Annotated in this window: 19 protein-coding genes; 8 read left to right on the top strand and 11 right to left on the bottom strand. The window is 63.8% G+C overall.

What is annotated here, in order from left to right; all coding sequences use genetic code 11:
* Positions 1-9: 9 nt before the first annotated feature.
* The 3 genes from ACYJ11_RS09740 to btuC all read right to left on the bottom strand — a co-directional run bounded on the left by ACYJ11_RS09740 (position 10) and on the right by btuC (position 4852).
* Complete coding sequence (locus ACYJ11_RS09740) at positions 10-2442, bottom strand: DEAD/DEAH box helicase (RefSeq protein ID WP_461647629.1); 2433 nt, start codon at positions 2440-2442, stop codon at positions 10-12.
* 71 nt (positions 2443-2513) lie between these two features.
* Positions 2514-3785, bottom strand: coding sequence for an ATP-binding cassette domain-containing protein (locus tag ACYJ11_RS09745; RefSeq protein WP_461647630.1), 1272 nt, complete (start codon positions 3783-3785; stop codon positions 2514-2516).
* Complete coding sequence (gene btuC, locus ACYJ11_RS09750; protein ID WP_421643387.1) at positions 3782-4852, bottom strand: vitamin B12 ABC transporter permease BtuC; 1071 nt, start codon at positions 4850-4852, stop codon at positions 3782-3784. Before btuC ends, ACYJ11_RS09745 begins: the two co-directional genes overlap by 4 nt.
* Before the next feature lie 58 nt (positions 4853-4910).
* Here btuC and ACYJ11_RS09755 point away from each other — a divergent pair, with 58 nt between their 5' ends.
* The 3 genes from ACYJ11_RS09755 to ACYJ11_RS09765 all read left to right on the top strand — a co-directional run bounded on the left by ACYJ11_RS09755 (position 4911) and on the right by ACYJ11_RS09765 (position 8764).
* On the top strand, positions 4911-5999 hold the full coding sequence (locus tag ACYJ11_RS09755; protein WP_461647631.1) for a PGF-CTERM-anchored ABC transporter substrate-binding protein: 1089 nt from the start codon (positions 4911-4913) through the stop codon (positions 5997-5999).
* Positions 6000-6003: 4 nt separating this feature from the next.
* Positions 6004-6732 (top strand): 5-formyltetrahydrofolate cyclo-ligase, encoded by a 729-nt coding sequence (locus ACYJ11_RS09760; RefSeq protein WP_461647632.1) that lies wholly within the window; start codon positions 6004-6006, stop codon positions 6730-6732.
* A gap of 85 nt (positions 6733-6817) precedes the next feature.
* Positions 6818-8764 (top strand): sensor histidine kinase, encoded by a 1947-nt coding sequence (locus tag ACYJ11_RS09765; RefSeq protein WP_461647633.1) that lies wholly within the window; start codon positions 6818-6820, stop codon positions 8762-8764.
* Here ACYJ11_RS09765 and ACYJ11_RS09770 read toward each other — a convergent pair whose 3' ends face one another.
* The 3 genes from ACYJ11_RS09770 to ACYJ11_RS09780 all read right to left on the bottom strand — a co-directional run bounded on the left by ACYJ11_RS09770 (position 8765) and on the right by ACYJ11_RS09780 (position 14701).
* On the bottom strand, positions 8765-10165 hold the full coding sequence (locus ACYJ11_RS09770; protein ID WP_005535936.1) for a dihydrolipoyl dehydrogenase family protein: 1401 nt from the start codon (positions 10163-10165) through the stop codon (positions 8765-8767).
* 90 nt (positions 10166-10255) lie between these two features.
* Complete coding sequence (locus tag ACYJ11_RS09775; protein ID WP_461647634.1) at positions 10256-12772, bottom strand: efflux RND transporter permease subunit; 2517 nt, start codon at positions 12770-12772, stop codon at positions 10256-10258.
* Positions 12773-12775: 3 nt separating this feature from the next.
* Entirely contained in the window at positions 12776-14701 is a 1926-nt protein-coding gene (locus ACYJ11_RS09780) for a COG1361 S-layer family protein (RefSeq protein ID WP_461647635.1), read from the bottom strand.
* Positions 14702-14905: 204 nt separating this feature from the next.
* Between ACYJ11_RS09780 and ACYJ11_RS09785 the strand changes: the two genes are divergently transcribed.
* Positions 14906-15526 (top strand): TetR/AcrR family transcriptional regulator, encoded by a 621-nt coding sequence (locus tag ACYJ11_RS09785; RefSeq protein ID WP_005535931.1) that lies wholly within the window; start codon positions 14906-14908, stop codon positions 15524-15526.
* Here ACYJ11_RS09785 and ACYJ11_RS09790 read toward each other — a convergent pair.
* Positions 15523-16095: a response regulator gene (locus ACYJ11_RS09790; protein ID WP_188977918.1), complete on the bottom strand. Its 573-nt coding sequence runs from the start codon at positions 16093-16095 to the stop codon at positions 15523-15525. The genes ACYJ11_RS09785 and ACYJ11_RS09790 overlap by 4 nt on opposite strands.
* Before the next feature lie 94 nt (positions 16096-16189).
* Here ACYJ11_RS09790 and ACYJ11_RS09795 point away from each other — a divergent pair, with 94 nt between their 5' ends.
* Together ACYJ11_RS09795 and ACYJ11_RS09800 are read left to right on the top strand one after the other, a co-directional pair.
* Positions 16190-16798, top strand: coding sequence for a hypothetical protein (locus ACYJ11_RS09795; RefSeq protein WP_461647636.1), 609 nt, complete (start codon positions 16190-16192; stop codon positions 16796-16798).
* Positions 16799-16874: 76 nt separating this feature from the next.
* Complete coding sequence (locus ACYJ11_RS09800) at positions 16875-17162, top strand: hypothetical protein (RefSeq protein ID WP_170098416.1); 288 nt, start codon at positions 16875-16877, stop codon at positions 17160-17162.
* On the opposite strand, the gene ACYJ11_RS09805 is transcribed toward ACYJ11_RS09800, so the two are convergent.
* Positions 17159-18010, bottom strand: coding sequence for an NAD(+)/NADH kinase (locus tag ACYJ11_RS09805; protein ID WP_461647637.1), 852 nt, complete (start codon positions 18008-18010; stop codon positions 17159-17161). The two genes, ACYJ11_RS09800 and ACYJ11_RS09805, sit on opposite strands and share 4 nt — an antisense overlap.
* A gap of 108 nt (positions 18011-18118) precedes the next feature.
* Between ACYJ11_RS09805 and ACYJ11_RS09810 the strand changes: the two genes are divergently transcribed.
* The gene (locus ACYJ11_RS09810) at positions 18119-19312 is read left to right on the top strand and encodes a KaiC domain-containing protein (protein ID WP_461647638.1); all 1194 of its coding nucleotides are present in this window, start codon (positions 18119-18121) and stop codon (positions 19310-19312) included.
* Here ACYJ11_RS09810 and ACYJ11_RS09815 read toward each other — a convergent pair.
* The gene (locus ACYJ11_RS09815) at positions 19309-20022 is read right to left on the bottom strand and encodes a DUF4013 domain-containing protein (RefSeq protein WP_461647639.1); all 714 of its coding nucleotides are present in this window, start codon (positions 20020-20022) and stop codon (positions 19309-19311) included. The two genes, ACYJ11_RS09810 and ACYJ11_RS09815, sit on opposite strands and share 4 nt — an antisense overlap.
* Before the next feature lie 157 nt (positions 20023-20179).
* On the opposite strand from ACYJ11_RS09815, the gene ACYJ11_RS09820 reads away from it, so the two are divergent.
* Complete coding sequence (locus ACYJ11_RS09820; RefSeq protein ID WP_188977926.1) at positions 20180-20623, top strand: universal stress protein; 444 nt, start codon at positions 20180-20182, stop codon at positions 20621-20623.
* 2 nt (positions 20624-20625) lie between these two features.
* Here ACYJ11_RS09820 and ACYJ11_RS09825 read toward each other — a convergent pair whose 3' ends face one another.
* Positions 20626-21057 (bottom strand): universal stress protein, encoded by a 432-nt coding sequence (locus tag ACYJ11_RS09825; RefSeq protein WP_461647640.1) that lies wholly within the window; start codon positions 21055-21057, stop codon positions 20626-20628.
* 69 nt (positions 21058-21126) lie between these two features.
* Positions 21127-22977: an ATP-binding protein gene (locus ACYJ11_RS09830; RefSeq protein WP_461647641.1), complete on the bottom strand. Its 1851-nt coding sequence runs from the start codon at positions 22975-22977 to the stop codon at positions 21127-21129.
* Between the last annotated feature and the right edge of the window lie 24 nt (positions 22978-23001).

Consider the following 23001-nt stretch of genomic DNA (forward strand, 5'->3'; position numbering starts at 1 on the left):
TCTGTCTCGTTACTGCTCCATCAGCCCGTCCAGCAGGTGTATTGCACCGTGTTTGTCCAGCGGGTCGTTGGCGTTCCCGCAGTGAGGCGACTGCACGCAGGCCGGACAGCCGTCGGCGCAGTCACACGCGCTCAACATCGACAGCGTGGTGTCCATCAGCGGCCCGATATCGTGGTAGCCCGCTCGTGTTAGCCCGATACCGCCGGGGTACCCGTCGTAAATGAAGATGGTCGGCTCGCCGGTGTGGGGATGGCGCGGCGTCGACAGGCCGCCGATGTCGCCGCGGTCACAGAGGTACTCGAAGGGGAACATCGAAATCATCGCGTGTTCGGCGGCGTGGATGGCCCCAAGGAAGTCGCCGGTGTCACCACCGTCGGTCGCTGTATCGCCGGACTGATCGCCGCTATCGCTTCCGCGCCTGCTCTTGGCGCTGCTCTCAGCCCCGTACGCGCCCTGTCGTATCTCACTTTCTAGGTCTGACGGCACAGTGTAGTACAGCGCTTTCGTCTCCAGTGTCGTCTCGGGCAGGTCGAGTGAACGCTGGCCGAGCACCTCCCCGGAGGAGCCGTCGCGGCGCTCGTAGCCAGTGATCTGCTTGCGCATCGTCACTGAGGCGAAGCGGACCGGTACGTCCTCGCGGGTCGGCAGTCGCCGCTCCGCCAGGTCCGCCTCGACGGTGATGGTCTTGTCGTGCAGGACGCGAGTGAAGTAATCAGCCCACGTCCGGTCGAGTTCTGCTACACCTGTATCGAGATCGAGGTCTGTCACCTCGTAGCGCCGGCCCTGATGGTGGTAAATCGCGCCGGGGTGCGCATCACGGAGTGCGTCCTCGACGGAGAGTTTCGCTATCACGTCACCCTTGGCCACGAGTTTCACCTCGCCGTCGTCGACGGTCCGTAGGTTCATTTCGTGGTGTGGACTCCCGTTGCCGAGCCAGCGCATTCCCTGGTCGGTCTGGCGGCGGTCGAGCTTCCCGGCCGATTCAAGGCCGGAAACCACGTCGGGGAACGTCTCGCCGAAATGACGGTCGTCGTTCGGCGAAAGCCAGTTCTCACAGGCGGCCGTGTGGACGTGGTCCGGGAGGAGTTGCTCGTTTTCGGGGTTGGTCACGGCCTGTTCAGCACCTGTTTCGAACAGCGCGTCGGGGTTGCGCAGGACGTACTGGTCCAGTTGGTCCTCGCCACCGACCAGCGCGACGAGCGCAGGGTCGGTGCCGCGACCGGCCCGCCCGGCCTGCTGGAAGGCCCGCATCCGCGTGCCGGGGTAGCCGTCCAGCAGGACGGCGTCGAGGCCGCCCACGTCGACGCCCAGTTCGAGCGCGCTGGTCGACCAGACGCCCCGCAGGTCACCGGATTGCAGGCCCTGCTCCAGCTCGCGCCGTCGGTCGTCGGTCAGCGCGGCCTGGTATGCCCCGACGCTGTCGGCGAGGTCGTGTTCCCCGCGGCTCCGAAGTTCGTCGGCGCTGTCGCTGGCGTACCGCTCGGCCGTCTGGCGCGACCCGGCGAATACGACCGTCTGGAGGCCGCGCTCGACGAGGTCTACGAACAGTTGTTTCGTCTCGACGTGGTTCGACTTCCGGCGGCCGCTCCCCCAGCCGTCGCCCTCGTACTCCGGTGGGTTCCACAGCAGCCAGTGACGCGGCCCGCTGGCACTGGCGTCCTCGTCGACCAGCGCGAACGACGGCTCGGGCTGGCCGGTGACTGCTGCCGCGTGCTCCACTGGATTGCCGATAGTCGCCGAGCAACAGACCCACTCCGGGCCGCCCGCCGTGCTGTTGTCGTTTCCTGTGCCCCTGCTCCCGGCGTCGAACCGCTCGGCGACCCGCTGGAGGCGGCGCATCACCAGCGAGACGTGGCTGCCGAACACGCCGCGGTAGCCGTGGACCTCGTCGATGACGACGGTTTCGAGCCGCTGGAAGAACCAGTCCCACAGCCGGTGAGCGTGGGGCAGGATGCCGTAGTGGAGCATGTCCGGCGTGGTCAGCAACACGGTCGGCTGGCGCTCGCGGATGGCCTCCTTTTCTGATTTCGACTGCCGGCCGGTGTACTGGGCGACGGAGACGCCGGAGGCGAAGCCGAGTCCCTGCGCCAGCTCCGACAGCGTCTCGGTCTGGTCATTGATAAGCGCGACCTGTGGTGCGATGTACAGCGTCGTTGCCCGGCGGTCGAGCGCCCGCTCGAACGCCGGAACGGTGTAGGCGAGGCTCTTGCCGCTCGCTGTCTCGGTCGCGAGAACAACGTTGTCACCGGACCGGACTGCCTCGATTGCGTCCACCTGATGTGTGTAGAGGTCCGTGATGCCCCGATCTTCGAGGACGCCGGCGAGCCGGTCCGCAACCTCGCAGTCTGCGGTCCGCGCGTCCCGGCCCGGGACCGTCCGCTGGTCGACGATCTGTCCCTCGTAGTACGGCCGGCCCCGGAGCCACGAAATCGTGTCGTCCACGGGCGACGTATGGGAGCGAAAAGTATCGGTGTTGCTGTTCTTGGTCGGCGATAGCTCAATCGCCGGTAGACTCAGTCTGTTGTCGACTGATTGAGTGGCGGTGTCGCGTCACGTTCCGCTGCAAGCGGCAGGGATGCGACCGCTTCGGGGAGCGAGGCCAGCGGCACGGTGTCGTGAGTGGTGCTTATGGGGGTGCTCTCGTTCGTCTCGACAGCGAGGCATGCATTACCTGCCTCAACGACCGGGCTGTTGCCGTCACCTGTTTCGCCCGCTATCACGACGGCGTCGGCGGCCCGGGCGAGTTCTACTGCGCGCTCGCGGGCCGCGTCGTCGATACCGGCGAAGGCCGGGACCGTGACCGCCTCACAGTCGAGGTCCTGGGCGCGCTCGGCGGCTATATCCCCGGCGGGCACAACACCGACACTGACGCGACAGCCAGCCCCGACGAGCGTCGAGACCGCGGACGCCGCCGGCTTGCCGGTCCCAACGACGTGGACACGACGGTCCACCGACTCCCGGTTGGCCAGCGGTGTCACAAGCGGTGCGTCGGTGCCGGGCTGGGTTGTCACCAGCGTCTCCGCGTCGAAAGCGTCCCGCAGCGTGTCGCTCGTGAGAACATCGGCGGGACGGCCCGCGGCACGGATGCCGCCGCCGGCGAGCAACACCAGTTCGTCGCAGTACCGGGCGGCCAGATTGAGGTCGTGGATGGCGGCGACGGCCGTTTTCCCGTCTTCGACCAGCGTCCGGACGAGTTCGAGCGTCCGGACGGCGTGGTTGATGTCGAGGTTCGCCGTCGGCTCGTCCAGCAGGAGCACTGGCGTCTCCTGTGCGAGCGCCCGAGCGAGGAGGACGCGCTGGCGCTCGCCGCCCGAGAGCGAGGTGAACGGCCGGTCGGCGAACTTGGCAACGCTCGCGCGCTCCATCGCCGTCTCGACGGCTTGGCGGTCGCCGTCGTCCATTCGGTCGAACCGGCCGAGATGCGGTGTCCGCCCCATCTCGACGGTCTGTCTGACGCTGAAGTCGAACGACAGCGCGGTGCCCTGTGGCGTGCTCGCGACGAGGCGACTCACCGCCTTCGCGGATTTACTTCGGATGGGTTCGCCGTCGACGCGAACTGTTCCGGTGTCCGGGTTGAGCGTCCCCTTCACCGCTCGCAGGACGGTCGTCTTGCCCGCGCCGTTGGGCCCGACGAGGCCGACGAGCGACCCACGGTCGACGCTGAAATCGACGCCCGAGACGACTGACTGGTCGTCGAAAGACATCGCGAGGTCGGACACGTCGAGCATCGGACCGGAGCGGCCCCGCTCTGGGTCCGAACTGTCGGGCGCGGGCTGTTCGCTCACAGTTCGTGCACCTCCCGCTTCCGGAGCAGATACAGGAAAAACGGCGCGCCGAGGACGGCGGTGACGATGCCGACCGGGACCTCGGCGCTGCCGGAGCGCGCGAGGGTGTCCGTTGCCACGAGGAACGACGCCCCGGCGAGGGCCGCCGTCGGGAGGAGTATCCGGTGGTCAGGCCCGACGAGCAGCCGCATCACGTGGGGAACGATGAGGCCGACGAAGCCGACGATGCCGGCGACCGCGACGCCCGCTGCCGTGATGACAGCCGATAACGCGAGCAGGACCCGCTTGGTCCGCTCGACCTCGATGCCGAGGCTCTGTGCGTCTTCCTCGCCGAGCAGCATCACGTTCAGGTCGCGTGCGTACGCCAGCAACACGACGAACGGGACGGCGACGAGCACGACGCTGGTGGTCACTTCGGGCCACGACGCACCCTTGAGATGACCCATCAGCCAGTACAGCGCCCGGCGGATACTCTCGCCGCTGTGGAGCAACAGGAAGGAGACCACCGCGCCAAGAAACGTCTGTATCGCGACGCCGGCCAGCAACAGCGTCGCGACCGGTGTCCGGCCGTTCCGCGTGGCGATGAGATAGACGCCGAAGGCCGCGACCAGCGCACCCACGAAGGCCGCGCCGCGGAGGCCAAGTCCGAACGGGATCACGACCGGCGCGACGATGAAGCCGACCGCGCCGACCGCTGCGCCGGAGGAGACGCCGATGATAGAGGGGTCAGCCATCGGGTTCCGGAAGATGCCCTGCATGATCGTCCCCGCGGCGGCGAGCGAGAAGCCGACGACCGCGCCCAGCAGTATCCGGGGAAGTCGGACCTGCATCACGATCTGTGTCTGGAGGTCGCTTACGGCGTAGGAGAACACGTGGGCCGTAGTCACATCGACAGCAGGGCCTGAGACCGAGATCCCAGTCGGGACGACGACGGCGTTGAGCAGCACTTTCCCCACGACATCGGGCGGGATCCACACCGGGCCGATGCCGGCGCTCGTCGTCACCACGGCACAGAGGACGGCGACGAGCCCCGCCGACCACCCGACGGTCCGACCCGCGAAACGCATGTATGAAAGCCCAGTTGCAGTAGATAAGTATTTATTGCTCCTGACACCCGCCTAGGGTATGCGACGACTTTCTCTCGTCTGTGTCTTTGTCTTGCTTGTCGGCTCGCTTGCGGGCGTCTCTCCGGCCGCAGCAACAACTGCCACGCAGGCCGACGACTGCTCGTTTCCCGTCACGATGACCGACGCGACCGGGACTGAGGTCACTCTCGAGGAACGCCCGGAGCGAGTCACGACGACCAACCCTTCGGCTGCCCAGACGATGTGGGAGATCGGTGGCCGCTCCCAAGTGGTCGGGCTCACCCAGTATGCAAGCTATCTGGACGGGGCTGAGAGTCGAACGAACGTCTCCGCGAGCTTCGGCGTCAACGTCGAGCGCGTCGTCAGCACGAACCCGGATCTGGTGATCGCGCCGAACGCCAGCGCCGGTGACGTGGCCCCGCTCCGACAGGCCGGGCTCACCGTGTATCACCTCCCCGCCGCGACGACTATCGAGGATATCCGGACAAAGACGACGACTATCGGACGCCTGACCGGTAACTGCGAGGGTGCGAGCGAAGCCAACGCCTGGATGGACGCGAACGTCGATTCCGTTCAGCAGGTCACCGCCGATGCCGAAGACAGACCGACGACGCTGTATCCGCTTGGCGGGGGGTACGTAGCGGCGGGCAACACCTTCGTCACGTCGCTCATCGAACTCGCGGGCGCAGAAAACGTCGCGGCCCGCAACCACAAGAAATACCCACAGCTCAGCAACGAGGTCATCCTCCAGCTCGACCCAGAGGTCCTCTTCGTTACCGAGAACACGGCGACCATCGCGACGACCGAGCCGTACGCCAGCACGACCGCGGGCGAGACCAACGCGACAGTCACCGTCCGGGCTCGGAACATCAACCAGCCCGCCCCGCGGAGCGTGGTCTCGTTCGCCCACAACGCCACCGCACAGCTCTATCCGGACCGCTACGACGCCGATAGCTACGTTCCCCGGTCGGCGGTGACCAAAACGAGCGAGCCCACGCCCGCGGACCACACGCCAAGCGCTGACCAGTCCACGACCGACGCCAGCGGTCCCGGATTCACAGCTGTCGCGGCGCTTGTCGCACTGCTGGCGCTGGTCTGCACACAGCAGTTCCGCCGCCGGAGGCCGTAGCGCCATGGACAAACAAGCTATCCGTGAAACAGTCTGGGACGCGCTGGAAGAGCGCGGTATCGCTCGGTTTCCGTTTCCGCCCCACGACCGGATTCCGAACTTCGCGGGCGCGAGCGAGGCCGCACAGCGCCTGGCCGAGACGGCGGTCTGGGACGCCGCCGAGACGGTCAAGGCGAATCCGGACTCGCCACAGCTCCCGGTTCGGCGGGCGGCGCTGCGGGCCGGCAAAACGGTGTATATGGCTGTACCACGGCTTCGGGACGAGCGCTGTTTCTACGAACTCGACCCCGACGACCTCGACGACATCGAAGCCGCGCCGGCGATTTCGAACGTCGCGGATCACGCCCGACAGGTCGGCCCCGAGGCGGTCGGGAGCGTCGACCTCGTAGTGTCGGGATCGGTCGCGGTTACCGAAGACGGCGCGCGAATCGGGAAGGGCGAGGGGTACAGCGACCTCGAATACGCCGTCCTACGTGAACTGGGGCTGGTCGACGGAACGACGCCGGTCGTGACGACGGTCCACGAACTTCAGATCGTGGGCGGTCCGGCGGGCGTCGTCGACACCACTGTTCCCGTCGACGACCACGACGTGCCGATGGACTGGATCGTGACGCCGGACCGCACTGTCGAGACGGCAACCACACACACGACGCCAACGGGCGTCGATTGGGACGCGCTTTCCGCGGACCGTATCGACGAGATTCCGGTGCTTTCCTCCCGCCGCCCCGACTGAGCGACCGGGCGCTATACCGGCTCAAACCCTGGTAATGAAAGCTTACCGGCGGTACAACTTTACCGCCACATGCCTTGGAAGGAGTATGGATACACCCGTGGCCACGCCGAACCGTCACGGGGCGGATGGAACTACCGGGAGGGTACGCGTTCTCTATGTCGACGCGGACTGCGACGACATCACGGCGGTTAAAGAGACGCTGACTGGTAGCGCCGACGATTTCACTGTGACGGTATGTGAGACGGCGGACGACGCGCTCAATGCACTCGAAGACGTGTCCTACGACTGCGTCGTTAGCGAGTACCGACTCCCGGACCGAGACGGAATCGAACTGCTACGGGCCGTTCGGGACCAGCCCTTTGACCTCCCCTTTCTCCTCTTCACTGACGACGGCGACGAGAGCGTAGCCAGCGACGCTATCTCTGCTGGCGTCACAGACTACGTGACGAAAACGCCGCTTTCGGAGCAGACGGACCTGCTCCGACAGCGAATTACCTCCGCTGTCGCCCGCTATCAGGAGGAGGCGGACATCCTCGACCGGATGACCGACGCGTTCTTCGCGGTTGATGAAAACTGGGAGTTCACGTACGCCAACGAACGCGGCCGGCGCGTCATCGGCCGTGCGATGGCGGGGGACGGTGAGACCACCGACTTGCTGGGGCAAAACATCTGGGAAGTGGTCCCGTCCCTCGAAGAAACGGAGTTCAGCAAGCAGTACCGACAGGCGATGACCCAGCAGGAGCCAGCGTCCTTCGAGGCGTACTTCGAACCACTGCAGACGTGGTTCGAGGTATCTGTGTACCCGTCGCCAACCGGGATTTCGGTGTACTTCCGTGACATCACTGAGCGGCAAAAGCACGAGGAGGAAATCAGGGGTAGAGAGCGGACGCTCCGTGAGATTTACCGGGTCATCTCCCGCAAGGATCTCGATTTCGAGGACAAGGTCGAGCGCCTGCTCGAAATCGGGCAGCACGCCCTCGGAACCGAAACGGCCGCGCTCTCACGCATCGATGGCGATATGTACGTCTTCGAAATCGTCCGCGACCGGACAGGAGCCATCGAGGCGGGCGATGCAGTCCCACTGGACGCGACGAACTGCGAGCGGGCCGTCGTCGAGGAGCAGACACTGGTCCTCGCCGATATCGCCGAAGACCGACCGGAACTGGCTGAACGGGCTGGCTACGCGGAGATGGGTGTCTCCTGTTACCTCGGAACGCCCGTTGTCGTCGACGGCTCGGTGTACGGCACGTTCTGCTTCTACGGCACGGAGCCCCGCGATTCCTTCTCCGAGTGGGAAGTCACGCTCGTGGAGTTGATGGGAAACTGGGTCAGCTACGAACAGGAGCGCGAACGCCGCGAACAGGAACTCACCCGCGAGCGAAACCGACTGGAGAAGTTCGCCAGCGTCGTCAGCCACGACCTCCGGAACCCGCTCAATGTCGCGTTCGGCCGGCTCACGCTTGTTGACGAGGCGTACGACGGGGACCCGGAGCACGTCGAGGCACTCCAGCGGTCGCTCGAACGGATGGACGAACTCATCGACGACGTACTCGCGCTCGCCCGCGGCGGCCACAAAGTCATTGACGCGACCGAAGCGTCGCTAGACGATATCATTACAGCCGCCTGGGACACTGTCGAGAGTTCGGACGCGACGCTCGAACGCGCCGACACGGACGCGCGGATCACGGGTGACCAGACACGTCTGCAGCAACTGTTTGAGAACCTCTTCCGAAACAGCGTGGAACACGGGAGCAGTCAGACGGCGGCCGATGAGAGCGACGATCCCGTAACCGTCCGTGTCGGGACGCTGCCGGACGGGCGGGGATTCTACGTGGCCGACGACGGTCCCGGTATTCCCGAGGACACGCGTGAAAAGGTGTTCGAGCGCGGCTACACCACAAGCGACGACGGGACCGGCTTCGGGCTGGCTATCGTCTCCGAAATCGTCGACGCACACGGTGCTCGGATTACCATCTCGGAAAGCGAGGACGGCGGTACGCGCTTCGACGTGACCGGTATTCAGATCGAGTAACTATAGCTGGTCGACGCAGTCTCGGATGAGGCCGTCGACGTTTTCGGGGAGCGTCGGGTGGTAGGCCCGGTCCGGCAGGTCACGCACGTCAAGGCCGAGTTCGACGATGGTCTGGAACGTCTTGGCGAAGCTGTCCGCGTGGTAGTGCAGGCCCTGCCAGCCGAGTACTGTTCCATCCGAAGCGTCGACGACGAGCTTCGCAAGCCCCTCGGGCACGTCTTTCGACTTGAACACGCCATCGTCGCTGGCCTGTCGCGTCGCCGTGACGACGTCGTAGCCCGCCTCTTTCGCCGTCTCCTCGTTGTGGCCGACGCGAGCGAACGGATACACGCCCAGCCCGGAGAAGATGACGTGGTGGTGGACGTTCCGGTATTCTTCGAGTGAGCCACCGGCCTCCTGCTGGAGGATATTCTCGGCCGCGGTGAAGCCCTGTTCCTTGGCGACGTGGAGAATCGGCTCTTTGCCGTTGACGTCGCCGACGGCGTAGATATGGTCTGCGTCACGAGTCTGCATCGTGTCTTTCGCCCAGTCGCCTTCGACGGAGACGGGTGTGTTCTCCAGGCCGAGCCCCTCGACGGTCGGGCGACGACCGGTAAACAGGAACAGCTGGTCGGCCTCGAACGTCTCCTCGCCCCCGTCGTCGTACTCGACGGTGAGGCGGACGCCGCCGTCCGCAGTCTCCTCCAGTTCCTTTTCGTAGCAGTTCGTCGGAATGGTCACGTCCCAGTTGTCCTCGTAGATGTCGAGTGCCTCGTCGCCGAACTCCGGGTCGCCTTCGTCGATTGGCCGGTCGTCGTGCTCGATAACGGTGAGCTCCATGCCGCCGGCCTCCGCCAGATACGGGACCAGCTCCATCCCGATGTACCCGAAGCCCATCACGATACCTGAGTCAGGGAACTCCGTCGCATCGAGTACCTGGTCGCTGGTCATGAAGTCGACCTCGTCGATGCCGGGCGTGTCCGGGACGTTCACGCTGGAGCCGGTCGCGATGACGACGTAGTCGGCCTCGTGTTCCTCGCCGCCGGCCCGAACCGTGTGCTCGTCGACGAACGTGGCAGTGTCGTGGATGAACGTCACGTCGTCGCGCTCGGCCATCTCGTGGACGGAGTCTCGGCGGTGCCCGGCCCAGCCCAGCACGTGGTCGTCCTTGCGTTCGACGACGGCCTCCAGATCAACTTCGGGCACGTCGCCGACGAGACGGTCGTCGTGGCGCGCCTGAAAGCGATGTGCCCCTGCGGAGAGCACTTCCTTCGATGGCATACAGCCACGGAGGATACAGAGGCCGCCGCCGGGCTCGCCGTTGTCGATGAGCGTGAGTTCGATGTCGTCCGCCTCGACAAGATCGCCGGCGACTGCGGCCCCGGCACTTCCATACGCGCCGATGATAACGACGTGAGTCATACCAGTGCTAGGACGATGCCAGCAAATAAAGGCTTCAGTGGCGTGTTTCGCCCGGACACGACCGGGGTGGGCCGTGCCCGCGGCCACGGTTCAGTCGTCGCCGTCGACGGGTGCGGGTGGACGCGATCGCCCCAACCCGAGTAGGCCACGAACCGACCAGTCAGCGTTGAACACCCGGTCCCAGACGACGAGCGCGGAGGGAATCACCAGCAGGGAGGTGAGGAACGCGTACCCGATCGACATCGCTGTCAGGATGCCGAACTGGCCGATTGCAGGGAACACAGCCAGCCCGAGCACACCGATGCCGAATGTCGTGGTGAGCATACTCCCGAACAGCGCCCCGCCAGTCCCGCGAACGGTCCGGTCCAGTGCGGTTTCGAGGTCGTTTTCCTCGAACTCGTCGGCGAACCGATGGGTGACGTGGACTGAGTAGTCGACCCCCAGCCCGATAGTTATCGCCAGCATTGTCGCTGTGAGCGCGTTGAACGGGATGCTGAGCAGTCGCATCGTTCCGCCGAGCCACGCTACTGTGACGACAACTGGAATCATGTTCACGAGGCCGAGCGACGGCCGCCCCTCCAGCATATTGTAGATGAGGATGAGGAACACCGATGAGCCGACAAGCGCGATCGCTAGTGACTGGATGGCTGACTCCAGAATGAGGTCCGAGACGGCCTGGAACACGACGACCGAGCCGGTTGCCGTCGCTTCATACCGGAAGTCGTCGGCAACGCTTCGCGCGTCGGCGGTCACCTCTGCGTCGCTCGCGTCCGATTCGACTGTGTAGACGACGCGTGCGCTCCGATAGTCCTCAGTGATGTACTCTAGCGCCGTACTACGGGCCGGCGAGTCGAGCAGATACTCGTATATCTCCTCAAGATTATCGTCCGGGACCCCGTTGTCGTTCCGGTCGTTGCGCTCGACCATCCGGCGGAACTCGGGGTCACGCTCTGCCTGATCTTGAATGACCGTCACGATAGATGTCGAATCAGCCCGCCCGTCTTCCCGGACGAACGAGTCCGGCGGGTTGTTACCCGCCCGATACATCTGTTCGAGCGCCGCGTCGTTCCGCATTGGCCCCTCTACGTACACCGTCGCCTCACTGGACTGGGTCGTATCGAACCGCTCATCGAGGAAGTTCGTCACCTCCGTTACGGTGTATTCGCTTGGGGCGAACGGTTCCGGCAGGGCCTCGACGAAGTCCGGATTCTCCTCAGGCGGCAGAAAGTCCTCCTGACTGAACGAGGTCGAGACGCCGGTGGCGTAGTAGCTGGCACCGACCGTCGACACGAGGATGAGTACGAGGAAGATGATCGGGGCGCGGTTCGCGATGACGACACCGCCGCGCAACACGCCGCTGAGTGCCGAATCCTCTGCGCCCAGCGGCGTCTCGCTGAACGTCGGGATGGGGTAGCGCTGGCGGAGCCGGTCCAGTTCCACCTTTGCTGCGGGCAGGAACACCCCGAAGATGAGGAAGGTGAACGTGATACCGACAGAGGCCACGTAGCCGAAGTCCTGAATCGGCGGCAGCGCGCTGGTGAGGTTCGCGGCGAACCCGATGACCGTCGTCCCGGTCACAATGAAGAACGCGACAAGCAACTGGTCGGTCGTGATCCGCATCGACTTCTGGATAGATTCTCCGGTTTCGCGCTCCTCCCGATACCGGTTGACGGCGTGAATCCCGAAGTCGATACCGACTGCCAGTAACAGCGGTGGCACGGCAATGAGCATCTGCGAGAAGGGGATGCCGGCAAGCCCCATGAAGCCGAACGTCCAGACGACGGCCATAAACAGCGCGAGCAGGCCGAGTGCCATGTCTGCGAGGTCGCGGTAGGCAATCGTCAGGAAAAACAGGATGAACAGCACTGCTGCGGGCACCGTCAGGATGAGTGAGTCGCCGACGACGTTCGAGAATTCGTCCGCGACGATACCACTGCCGAACAGGGTAATGCCACCGTGGTCAGCGCTGGTGACAGTGAACCCGGCCTGTTTCTGGATGCTCGTCAGCGGACTCGAACCACCCTGCCCCGACCCGGAGGAGATGCCGGCCGGGACCTCGTGTGTGACGACGCCGATGGTCGCCGACGCCGAGGCAGCTTTGCGGTTGAAGTCCTTGCTCAGTAGCGATTCGAACCGGGGATTCTGCTCGGCCGCGCGCCTGGCGGCGGCATCGATCTCACTTGGCGTCGCTGATTCGACAGCATAGATCTGCTGTTCGGTCGTTGTCGCCTCCGGGTTTAGCTGTTGGGCGACGATGCTGGCGGCGCTTGACGTCGACGTGACACGGAGCGCTCCGCGCTGTTCCAACCGATGCTGTGACCTGAGCATCCGAAGCAGCGCCGGTTTCGAGAGCACGTTGGTCTCCCGCTGGATGAGCTGTGTACTCCCTGTATCCGGTGAGAAGGTCGGCGAGAACTTGTCATTGACCTCCTGCAGTGCCTCCTCAGCCGGCAGGTCGGTCGTAAACTGTGATGTCCCGGAGTTAGTCGAGACGCTCCCGAGGCCGGCGCTGAAGACCACCGTCACGACTAGGAAGAGAAGCACCACCTTCCGTGAATCGTGGACGATGCGGTCGTCCGCCCAATCGATGTAGCGCTGGTAGTCCATGCGTTAGCGGAACCTGAAGTAGCCGCCGATGGCCAGGGCGGCCACGAGTGCGACGCCGATAATCGCCGTCAGCGGTGAACTGCTACCGCCGGAGTTGGTCACGGAGACCGGAAGGCGGTAGGTGTCGGACACCGGCGTATCTCCGTCCGGCTCCTCGTACTGGAAGTCGACCGAGACGGGGTAGTTCTTCGTCATCGCGGCACCGCTTGCGCTGATACCGAACTCGATGGTCGTCGACTCGCCCTGGTCGAGGCTGTCGATGTACGCCTGGTCGTCCGAGACGGAGATCGGGGACTCGGCGAACAGCTTTGCCTCGATATCGGTCAGTCGCTCACCGGCGTCGTTGGTGATAGTCACTTCGAGCGTGCTGGACCCACCAACGTTGACCGACGCGTTCGTCGACTCGACGAGGAACTCGTCGGCGCTGCCGTCGACGCTCTGCCGGATTTCGAGCGTGTCGCTCTCGCGCTTATCGCCCTCGCTGTTGCGGTAGTTGGCGACGAAGTCGAACTGCCGCGGGCCGGAGTTCGCGTTGTCCGACACGTCGGCGTCGAACGAGACGGTCGCTGACTCGCCCGGTTCGAGGTCACCGACCGCGTACTGGGTCTCTTTCGGTGAGATGTTGTCGTGTGTGCTCGCCCAGTTCAGGACGACGTTGCGGACTGTTCGGTCCCCGGTGTTGGTCAGTGACGCTTCCAGCGTGCCGTCGTCACCTGCCTGCAGGGACGATTCGACGTCACCCATGGCGAAGGACTGTTCGGGCTCGGGTGTGAGTCCCAGCGAGATGTCGTCAGCGACGCCGGCATCGCCTTCGGGATCGTCGTAGCTCACTGACGCCGACAGGGCGTAGCTCTGTATCTTGGCGTCGTCACTTGCGCTTGCGTCAACACTCACTGTTCGCGTTTCACCGGGCTCCCAGGAGCCGATGAACTGTGACGTGGATTCGGACTGCCCGAACGTAATCTCGCTGTTCTGCGTGGTAAGTGTCACTGTCGCGTCTGAGACTGTGACAGGCCCGTCGTTGCGCAGAGTCACATTGTAGGTCCCGGAGTCACTGACAGCGACATCGCTATCGGTACGTTCGACAGTGAACGTTTGCTCGCGGGCAGGTGTAATTCCGAGCGAGGAGGCGGAGGTACTCTTTCGTACTCCGTCCGTGTCGTCGAAGTCGACTTGCAGGTCGAACTGATACGGTTCGGCTCTGGCGTCACCGCTCGCACCGACGCGATACCGGAGCGTCCGCTGTTCACCAGCTTCCCAGGTATCGATGAACCGGGAGCTGCTGGTGTCGCTACCGACTGTGAGCTCAGGGTTTGTCGATTCCAGCGTTACTGAGGCTTCCCGGGCTGGTTCGTCACCAGTATTCTCGACGGTGACTGCGACCGTCCCGACCGAGTCAACGCGCGCCCCTGAATCGACGCTCACCACGTCAAAGGCCGCGTCGTCGTCGATTTCGAGTTCGAGTTCGATCCGTTCGGTGGTGGATTTTTCGTCACGTGCGCCGTCACCCTCGGAAATGTAGCTCGTGTATTCGTACTCGACGATGACTGGAACAGTGTAGTCCCCGGGACTTGCGTCGTCATCGACGCTCACTTCGAAGGGAATCGGTTCCGTTTTGCCTTCTGGGACGGAGCCGACAGCCTTCTTGCTCGTTGTCACTGTAATCGGTGCGTCGCCGCTGTTGACCTTCACTATCGTCCCGCGGGCGGTCGTTACCTCGCTACTCCGAACCGCCTGCGTCGTCGGACCGGAGTCGACCGTTCCGCTGTTGACGAGCACAACGTCGAGTGTCGTCTCCTCACCGGGCGTGACGGTATCATCGACGAACGTTGCGTCGAAGTCGGGGCTCCCGGATACGGCGGCAATCGCCGTTCCGGACGCCATGAGCAATGCGACAACAGCCAGCGTCAGTAATGTTCGTGGTTTCATGCGTAGGACACTTCGGACATTCCTTACCGTTTGTTTCTGTCCGGAGCGGAGGCCATGCTTGGGAGATCGGGATATAAACCCACATACGTCTGTGCAGACTCCCGCCCGAACCGTGTACATCGAACGAACGTTCGGTCGCCTATCAACGTTGTGGTTCAGTAACAGTGGGAAGGTATTTACTTCCCGAACGAATATTCGGTCGGGATGAGTGATGGAATTCCGTTTGCCGGGGAGCCGGCGGACTCGCACGAGGCAATAATGCGAGCTACATTTCGTGCCCTCCGGGAATACGGGTATGCCGGACTTTCGATACAGCGAATCGCGGACGAGGCCGACCTCAGCAAATCGACGTTCTATCACCACTTCGATGGCAAGGAGGACCTTCTGCTGTCGTTTCAGGAGTTTATCCTCACGGAGTTTAACCGCATCTTCCAGATCGAGTCGACCGGCGACCCCGAACAGGACATCAAGACGTTTGTCAGCCTCGTGCTCGACGATTTTCCTGACTGCGTCGAAACGCCCGAGAAGAACGCCGTACTCGGTTCATACGTCGAGATGCGCGCTCAGGCAGTCCAGAATCCGGACTTCCGCGAGAAGTTCACTGAGACGGACGAACTGTTTACTCGGCAACTCGTACAGATCATCGAGGACGGCATCGAACAGGGAGTCTTCGCCGAGGTCGACCCCAACACGGTTTCGCGATTCATGATCACGATACTCGACGGTGTAATCCTTCAGAGCGCAACACGCAACGACAACCCTGTCGCCGCAGTTCGGGACACCATCGACGAGTACATCGAAGAGACGCTGATTCTCGACACCTAGCTTCGGCTGATCGACTGGTACGTCTCCTTCAGCTCCTCGAAATCATCGTTTTCGGCGTGCAGTACCCACTCTAGTTCTCTGGCTCGTTCTTTCAGTCTGGTGTACTCGTCGTTTGACTCCAGTTGTGACGCGGATTTCTCGCGTTCCAGCACGGAGAGCTTCGAGGAGATACGGAAGTACTCGTCGAGCCTGTCGTCTTCGACGGACCTGTCGAGGTGCTGGTCGAGCGTCGACAGGAGCGTCGACTGGTCAACCGGCTTCTGGAGGTAGTCGTCGAAGGGCATCTCCAGAATGTTCAGGTCGGCGTCGACTGCGGTCAGCATGATAATGATGCCATCGTACCCCCGCTCGCGCAACCGTGAAAGCACGTCGTCACCGTGGACGTCGGGCATTCGTCGGTCGAGCAACACAGCGTCGAACTCCGGACCGGCAGCGTCGAGCGCCGCCTGGCCACTGTACGCGACAGTCGTCTCGTAGCGCTCGCCGAGTTTCAGAGCCTGCGTGTCGGCGACGTCGTGTTCGTCGTCAACGACGAGTACCCGCGGTGGGCCGCCTGTAGTTCTGGACACGGTATTGGACAGGCCTAGGGCTGGCGACTGTATATGTCTTATCGGCACCCCTCTCTCGAAAAGGGTTAACCGATGGCCCGTTGAGTGTATCCCGATGAGCAAGTCGTCGGCGGGCACAGGCGGTCGACATCGCCTTGGGAGCCTCGCGGCCGTGGTCGGTTGGATAGGGGCAGGAGCGGTCGTGTTTGCCACCGTCGCGCTGGTGGTGCAGTCGGTGTTTTCGCTCGCGCTCTCGGAACAGGTCACCATCGGCCTCGGTCTGGCGCTTGGCGGCGGGCTGGGCGGCGTTTCCTACCTTCTGGTGACTGATTCGCCCGGTGAGACGACTGACGAGACGATGACCGTGTCGGCAGACGCCGAGCAGACACCGGAGCCACAGCCGGTGGATCTCTTCGACGGTCATCCGGACCCGGTGTTGTACTTCGCCGATGAGGGCCATGGCCCGGTCGTGCGTGCGGCAAACGAGGCGTTCGGGACCACGTTCGACGTGCCGTCCGACCGCCTCGACGGAACGGCCCTCTCCGAGGCACTGCTCGTGGCTGGTATCGACGAAGTGGACGCCGAGACAGTCAGTACAACTGACCTCGATGTCGTGGCCCTTTCGACGGCACTCGACGAACCGAGACAGTTCCGGCTGCGGACGGCCGGCGCCCCGTCGGCCGGCTACCTCCTGCTCACGCCGCTGGGGACAACGGGTGATTGAACGGCCGAATGCCGCCCGCGGGTCGGCGGCGTAACGGAACTTTAAAGATTCCATCCCGGCGAGATTCTGGATAGGAATGCTCGCGTCACCGCTGCAACTCATCGATAGTTTCCTGCTGAACTACACCATCGGTGATGTCCTGCTACTCGGCTTTGTCGGTGGGCTCGTCGCAATTCTCCCGCAACGATCGCTCCGGATGCTGGGACTACACACGATTGCGCTGGGCGCACTGCTCGTGATTACGCCGGCGTCGGCGATGGAACCAAACAGTGCGAGCGTCCTCGCGTCGGCGTTCCAGTACAAACTGTTCGGTCTGGTCCTGCTCGTCCTTGCACCGGTGCTGTACGCCGTCGGTCGGCGTTAGGCCAGTTTGTCGAGTGCGGTGAAGAAATCAAGCGGCGGCCCGGCTAGCCGGACCGGCTCGCCCGCACGCGAGATCGTTATCCGCTCCGGCGGGACCACATCCTTTCGAACCCGACCGTCACTGACGACGACACCGCTGTCGGCGTTCGTGAGTTCGACGACGATTTCGCTGTCAACGTCGACGACCAGCGGCGGCGTCCCCGTTTCGTCTGCCATCCCGGTGACGATGAGACCGGCCACGTCGGGGTGGACGAGCGGGCCGCGTTCGCTGAGATTGTATGCCGTCGATCCGGTGGGCGTCGCCACCAGTACGCCGTCGGCGTGGCCGGACGTGTACAGCGAGTCGTCGACGTACACGTCGAGCGTCGCCCCGCCGCCGTGACCACGGCGCTCGCCCTGGACGACGACCTCGTTCAGCGCCGGCGACAGCTCCCAGTCGTCGCCGCTGGCCTGTAGCCGCGGCTTGGCCCGCGTCCGGGCGCTCCCGGTCTTCTGGATGTGTTCGACCTCCGCGACAACCGTCTCGACGGCTTCTTCGGGTGCGATAGCGTTCAGAAAGCCGACTTCACCGAGATTGACCCCGAGTATCGGCGTCGACCCCGCACCGCGGGCGGCGTACAGAAACGTCCCGTCGCCACCGATGCTCACGACGAGGTCACAGGCTGACATCTCCTCGACTGGGGCCGAATCGGGTACAGCGGCCTCCCACGCGTCGTGGTCACCCAACGCCCCGGCGGTCGTTTCGTCCACGACGACGGCCGCCGAAGTGGCGCGCAGTCGGTCACACAGTGTACTCGCAAGCGACATGGCCCGGTCGTTATCCCGCTGCGCGACGATCCCGACAGTCATTGCCGGACGTTCCCGCCGGCCGTATATAAACCCTCTACGACGGCAATTATATCAGTCCCGACGCGTATCCACTTCCATGGGCCGTTCGTGTGGCTGGTGGTCGTGCGTATGAGTGAGGACAACGAGTCCGACGACGACTGGTTCGAAAGTGCGCTGGACGACGAGGACGGCGACAGCGAACCAACGGAGGCTGACGACACTTCGGCGACACCATCCAAGAGCGATGCCGAGGAATCGGCGTCTAGCGACACTGTGCCGTTTGAGACCGACGGCGACGACGGCAACGCCGAGAGTAGCCCGTTCGATGACGACGGCAACGACGACGGTAGCCCGTTCGATGACGACGGCAGCGCCGATTTTAGCGAAGACGACGATAGCAGCCCGTTTAGCGACGGCGACAGCACCGCCTCTGGCGGGGACAGTGACAGCAGTCCGTTCGACGACAGCGGCGATGACCCCTTCAGTAGCGAGAGTGGGGCTGCCGACGCTGGGTCCCCCGGCAACGACGGCGGCGGGCTCTTCGACGACGACTTCGCCAGCGCGTTCGAGTCTGCCGGCAGCGGTGACGGTGACAGCGGTAGCGACTTCGAGGAGGAGTTCGAGTCCGACATCCCGCGGGTCGACATCGGTATCGAGGGCCTCGATCAGATGATTCAGGGCGGGGTTCCACAGCGCCACCTCATCGTCACCATCGGTTCGGCCGGAACCGGGAAAACGACGTTCGGACTACAGTTCCTTCACCACGGCCTGCAAAACGGCGAGAACGCGGTGTTTCTGACCCTCGAGCAGTCTCATGACGCGATACTGGACACCGCCGGTGACCGCAGTTGGGGGTTCGAGGAGTACGAGGAACAGGGCCAGCTAGCGATTGTCGATCTTGATCCGGTTGAGATGGCAAACAGCCTCGATAACATCCGGGGCGAACTCCCGGCGCTCATTGAGAAGTTCGACGCCGACCGGCTGGTACTCGACTCCGTCTCGCTGCTCGAGATGATGTACGACGACCAGTCCCGTAGACGCACTGAAGTGTTCGATTTCACCCGATCGCTGAAACAGGCCGGCGTGACGACGATGCTTGTCTCCGAGGCCAGCGAGAGCAACCCCTTCGCATCCAGACACGGTATCATCGAATACCTGACCGACGCCGTGTTCATCCTGCAGTACGTCCGGTCAGACACCGGCGAGACGCGACTCGCCGTCGAGATCCAGAAGATACGGAACGCGAACCACTCGCGGGAGACGAAACCCTACGAGATAACGAACGACGGCATCTCGGTCTATCAGCAGGCCAACATCTTCTAAACCGTTGCCGTCCCGACCGACTCCGGTTCGTCCCGCTCGTCGAGTGCGGCGTTGTAGCCGCCGGCCCAGAGGTCCGTCGCGACGACCAGCACGTAGAAGGTGGCGAACGGACTGAGAATCACGGCGATGAGCGAGCCGATGAACGGGATGACGTTGAGCAAGTTCACCACGACGTTGACGGCGATGAACAGCGCAATCGAGACCAGCCACGGTGTCGCGTACTCCGGGGACAGGACCAGTTTCCGAAGTGTTCCGAAGTCGAACCCGGCACCGAACTCGCCGGTACAGGCGAAGTGGATGATGGCGGCCGTCGCCACGTAGCCGAACACCAGCGACAGGACGAACGAGATCGCCAGTCCGCCGAAGAGGCCGGCCAGACCGGCACCCGCTCCGGCGCGAGTCCCGGTCGCCATCGCGACCAGGCTGCCGCCGACGGTCACCCCGAACACGACGAGCGGGACGAGCATGTACACGATGCCGATGACCCAGGCTTTGACGCCGTCGACGAGCAGTTCGCCCCAGTCTTCGAACGCCGGTGGCTGTGTCGCTCCGTCTGCCCGTTCGCGGACTGCCTGCACGAGATAGCCGTACACGAGGATGGCTGGGACGACGAGGAATGAGAGGAGGCTGAGGACGCCGCCGATGAGGACAGTTGTGGTCCATTCGTCGTCTTCCATGGGGTATCTGAGTGTATCCTCTAGCGAATCCATGGCTATTGATCACACCCCTCACAATTAGTTACAGACACCTTGCTGGGTTATTCGCTCGGCTTACCGCAGGACTGCAGTGTACCGACCCCAGCGGTATTTGTCTCAGATCGTGCCGGCTTGCGGAACCAATAAATCACAACCGGGCGACAGGTGGGGTATGGTACTACTCGTGCCCTTCGACGGCTCGGCCCTGTCGAAAGCCGCGCTAACGCGGGCGATGGAGTTCGCGGACTACCGCGACGAGGATATCACTGCGCTGTCCGTTATCCCGGACGATGCGGCGTATGCGCGGGAGCGGGGCTGGCTCGACGACACTGAGGAGTTCGACACCGAAGCTATCGCCGACCGAATGCGAGAGCAGGTTGAGTCGGTCGCCCCAGCGTCGTCGTTCCGCTACGAGGTCCCAGAAGACGTGAGTTCGATGGCGTCGACGACGACAGACATCACCCGGACGATCAGAGAAGTCGCTCACGAAGAGGGGGCCTCAATCGTATTCATCGGCAGCGAGAACGCCGGGCGGGTGTCGACGCCGGTCTGTAGTGTCGGCTCACCGGTCTCAGAAGACCCCGAATACGACGTCCACATCGTCCGGCACCCGTAGCGCTATCTGACGACGGTTACGGGGACAGACGCTCGTCTAACGACGATTTCGGCGACGCTCCCTAGCAGGATGCGGGACATCCCCGAGCGGCCGTGGCTCCCCATGACGATCTGGTTGATGTCGTTGTCGTCCGCGTACTCCACGATGACCTTCGTCGGTCGCCCGACCTCGACGACGCGTTCGACAGACTCGACGCCGGCCTCGGTCACTTCCACCTCGAGGTCGTTGAGGAGGTCCTCCGCCGTCGCCTTCTGTGTCTCGTACCACTCCTCGGAGAACGAGGGAATCGATGCCTCCGCGCTGTAGCCGGCCTCTGCAGGGTTGATAACGTGCAAGAGAACGATCGTCGCGTCCGGATGCTCTTCGGCTGCGAACGCACAGGCGACCGGTGCTTGATCTGAGCTGTCGACCGGAACAAGGATTCGCTTTGCCATACGCACACTTCCGCTGGGGCCGGTTTGAATCTTCGGCCCGCTGCAATCGGTGAGTTGGCCTGCGGTTTGTTAGTCCCGCCCGTGACGGGTCACACACGTCGAGAGGCCGATCAGTTCGACCGGCTCGGAGTTGTCGGGCGAGTAGACGACCCGCTGGCCCTTCTCCATGTAGGGCACCTTCGATTCGAGGTTGCTGGGGATGTTCACCGCCGAGATGGCGTCTTCGTCGCCGAGGTTGAGCACCATCGTCGTGTTGATCTGCTTGAACACCGGGTCGGCGATGTCCTGTGGGTCCTGTGTGATGAGGTACAGGCCGAGGCGCTCCTTGCGGCCCTGTTTGGCGGCCTCGGTGAACTTCCCGATGACCTTGCGGCCCTGCACGCTGTCGGCATCGGTGAGGAAGTTGTGAGCCTCGTCCATCCCGAGGACGAGCGGCGTCTCTTTGATGCGGTCGTAGTCCGGATCATTCGAGAGCTTCTGGTCGATGAGCAGGCTGGAGACGGCGAGTACGATGGTCGACGCGGTCCGGGAGTCTGTGATGTGGTACGTCGGGATGACCGTCAGACCGCCGTCGCGGACGAACTGCGATATCTGGTCGGTGATCGGCCGGGCATCCTGGTCGAAGACCGCGCCGAAACCCTGGACACGGCGCTTGACGGCATCGAACGTGGCCTCGTGGACGTCGCCCGCCTCGTCTAGTTCTTCCTTGAGCGCGGGGTCCCCGAGGAAGGTCCGAAAGTCGCTGTACGTGCCGCTTTTCCCGTACTCGCGCTCAAAGCGCGGCAGTAGCGTGTTCACCAGCGCGCCGTACTGGTTATCGTTCAGGCTGGAGCCGGCGATGAGCCAGGGGTTGTCGTGGACGAGCGAGAACGGGATCGTGAACTCCACCTGCTCAGCGCGGTGGTGGCTGGCGTTGTAGTCGGCTCCGGCCACCTTCGGGACGAAGGCGATGGTGTCGTCGTGCCCGCCGTAGGCGACGCCTTCCCGCTCACAGCGGCGCTCGAACTCGTCGGTCATCGCGGGGTTGTCGTCATGCATCTGGGCGTATTCGTCCTGTGGGTCGAACTGGACGACGGCGAGTTCGGGCGTGCGGCCGTCGCCCATCTCGTAGGTCCGGCCGAGATACTGCCGCAGGACGTTCTTCGAACTGTGGGTTTTTCCGGACCCGGTCCCACCCGCAACGAGCGTATGCCGGAACACGAGCGGGTCGCCGGCGTCGTAGTCGTCTTTCAGCCGGTAGTCGATGGTCGGTGGCTCAGCGGCGGTGCGGACCTTTTCGCCACCGACGGCGAGGTGGCCTAAAAAGACGCCGTCCTCGGGAATCTTCAGGCCGGTCTTGATCTCGGACTTGTCGGTGGCCTCCCGAACGACGGTCTCGGGCTTTGGTACCCGGTCGGTCATCCGGCGTTTGAGTTCGCCGCCGTCGTTGTACAGCACCGCGACCGGCTCCAGTTCGGCGATAAATTTGAAATCCCGCTCGTCGATGCCCCGCTCGCGCATCGCGCGCCGGGCGTGGATCTCGGTCGCATCGTCGGCGTGGAACTCCTGGGCGTACTCCAGCGCCTTGATGCGACAGAACAGGCGCTCTCCTCCTGGATAGGGGACGAGCAGATACGTGCCGATACGAAGGCGCGAGCGGTTCCGTGCAGTGACGTACGCTCGCAGAACCGTTTCCTCTGCTTCCTCACTGATTCTGAGGCCGTTCGCCGCCGAGAGGACGCCGAGACCGGTGTCCGTTCCGGCCGGTGTCACGTCCATATCTTCGAAGTCGTCGTCTGTAGATTGTGCTGTCGGGTCAGTGCCTTCTGCCGCGTCGACAGCTCGGTCGCCGTCATCGACCGTCTCGGCCGGCTGTGTGGCCTCGTCGTCGGCCGCTGCGTCGTCGCCGTCGAAATCAGTGAAATCCCCGAGGTCGGACATACCCCAGTCCAGGGTAGCCGGGGA

This window comes from Haloarcula sp. H-GB5 (genome assembly GCF_054850705.1).

Excerpts from the sequence above, each read along its gene's own strand:
- ACYJ11_RS09780 (WP_461647635.1), bottom strand. The coding sequence starts at position 14,701 with ATGAAACCACGAACATTACTGACGCTGGCTGTTGTCGCATTGCTCATG.
- ACYJ11_RS09830 (WP_461647641.1), bottom strand. The coding sequence starts at position 22,977 with ATGTCCGACCTCGGGGATTTCACTGATTTCGACGGCGACGACGCAGCG.
- ACYJ11_RS09800 (WP_170098416.1), top strand. The coding sequence starts at position 16,875 with ATGCTCGCGTCACCGCTGCAACTCATCGATAGTTTCCTGCTGAACTAC.
- ACYJ11_RS09815 (WP_461647639.1), bottom strand. The coding sequence starts at position 20,022 with ATGGATTCGCTAGAGGATACACTCAGATACCCCATGGAAGACGACGAA.
- ACYJ11_RS09825 (WP_461647640.1), bottom strand. The coding sequence starts at position 21,057 with ATGGCAAAGCGAATCCTTGTTCCGGTCGACAGCTCAGATCAAGCACCG.
- ACYJ11_RS09755 (WP_461647631.1), top strand. The coding sequence starts at position 4,911 with ATGCGACGACTTTCTCTCGTCTGTGTCTTTGTCTTGCTTGTCGGCTCG.
- ACYJ11_RS09805 (WP_461647637.1), bottom strand. The coding sequence starts at position 18,010 with ATGACTGTCGGGATCGTCGCGCAGCGGGATAACGACCGGGCCATGTCG.
- ACYJ11_RS09820 (WP_188977926.1), top strand. The coding sequence starts at position 20,180 with ATGGTACTACTCGTGCCCTTCGACGGCTCGGCCCTGTCGAAAGCCGCG.
- ACYJ11_RS09810 (WP_461647638.1), top strand. The coding sequence starts at position 18,119 with ATGAGTGAGGACAACGAGTCCGACGACGACTGGTTCGAAAGTGCGCTG.
- ACYJ11_RS09795 (WP_461647636.1), top strand. The coding sequence starts at position 16,190 with ATGAGCAAGTCGTCGGCGGGCACAGGCGGTCGACATCGCCTTGGGAGC.
- ACYJ11_RS09770 (WP_005535936.1), bottom strand. The coding sequence starts at position 10,165 with ATGACTCACGTCGTTATCATCGGCGCGTATGGAAGTGCCGGGGCCGCA.
- ACYJ11_RS09760 (WP_461647632.1), top strand. The coding sequence starts at position 6,004 with ATGGACAAACAAGCTATCCGTGAAACAGTCTGGGACGCGCTGGAAGAG.
- ACYJ11_RS09775 (WP_461647634.1), bottom strand. The coding sequence starts at position 12,772 with ATGGACTACCAGCGCTACATCGATTGGGCGGACGACCGCATCGTCCAC.
- btuC (WP_421643387.1), bottom strand. The coding sequence starts at position 4,852 with ATGCGTTTCGCGGGTCGGACCGTCGGGTGGTCGGCGGGGCTCGTCGCC.
- ACYJ11_RS09785 (WP_005535931.1), top strand. The coding sequence starts at position 14,906 with ATGAGTGATGGAATTCCGTTTGCCGGGGAGCCGGCGGACTCGCACGAG.
- ACYJ11_RS09765 (WP_461647633.1), top strand. The coding sequence starts at position 6,818 with ATGGATACACCCGTGGCCACGCCGAACCGTCACGGGGCGGATGGAACT.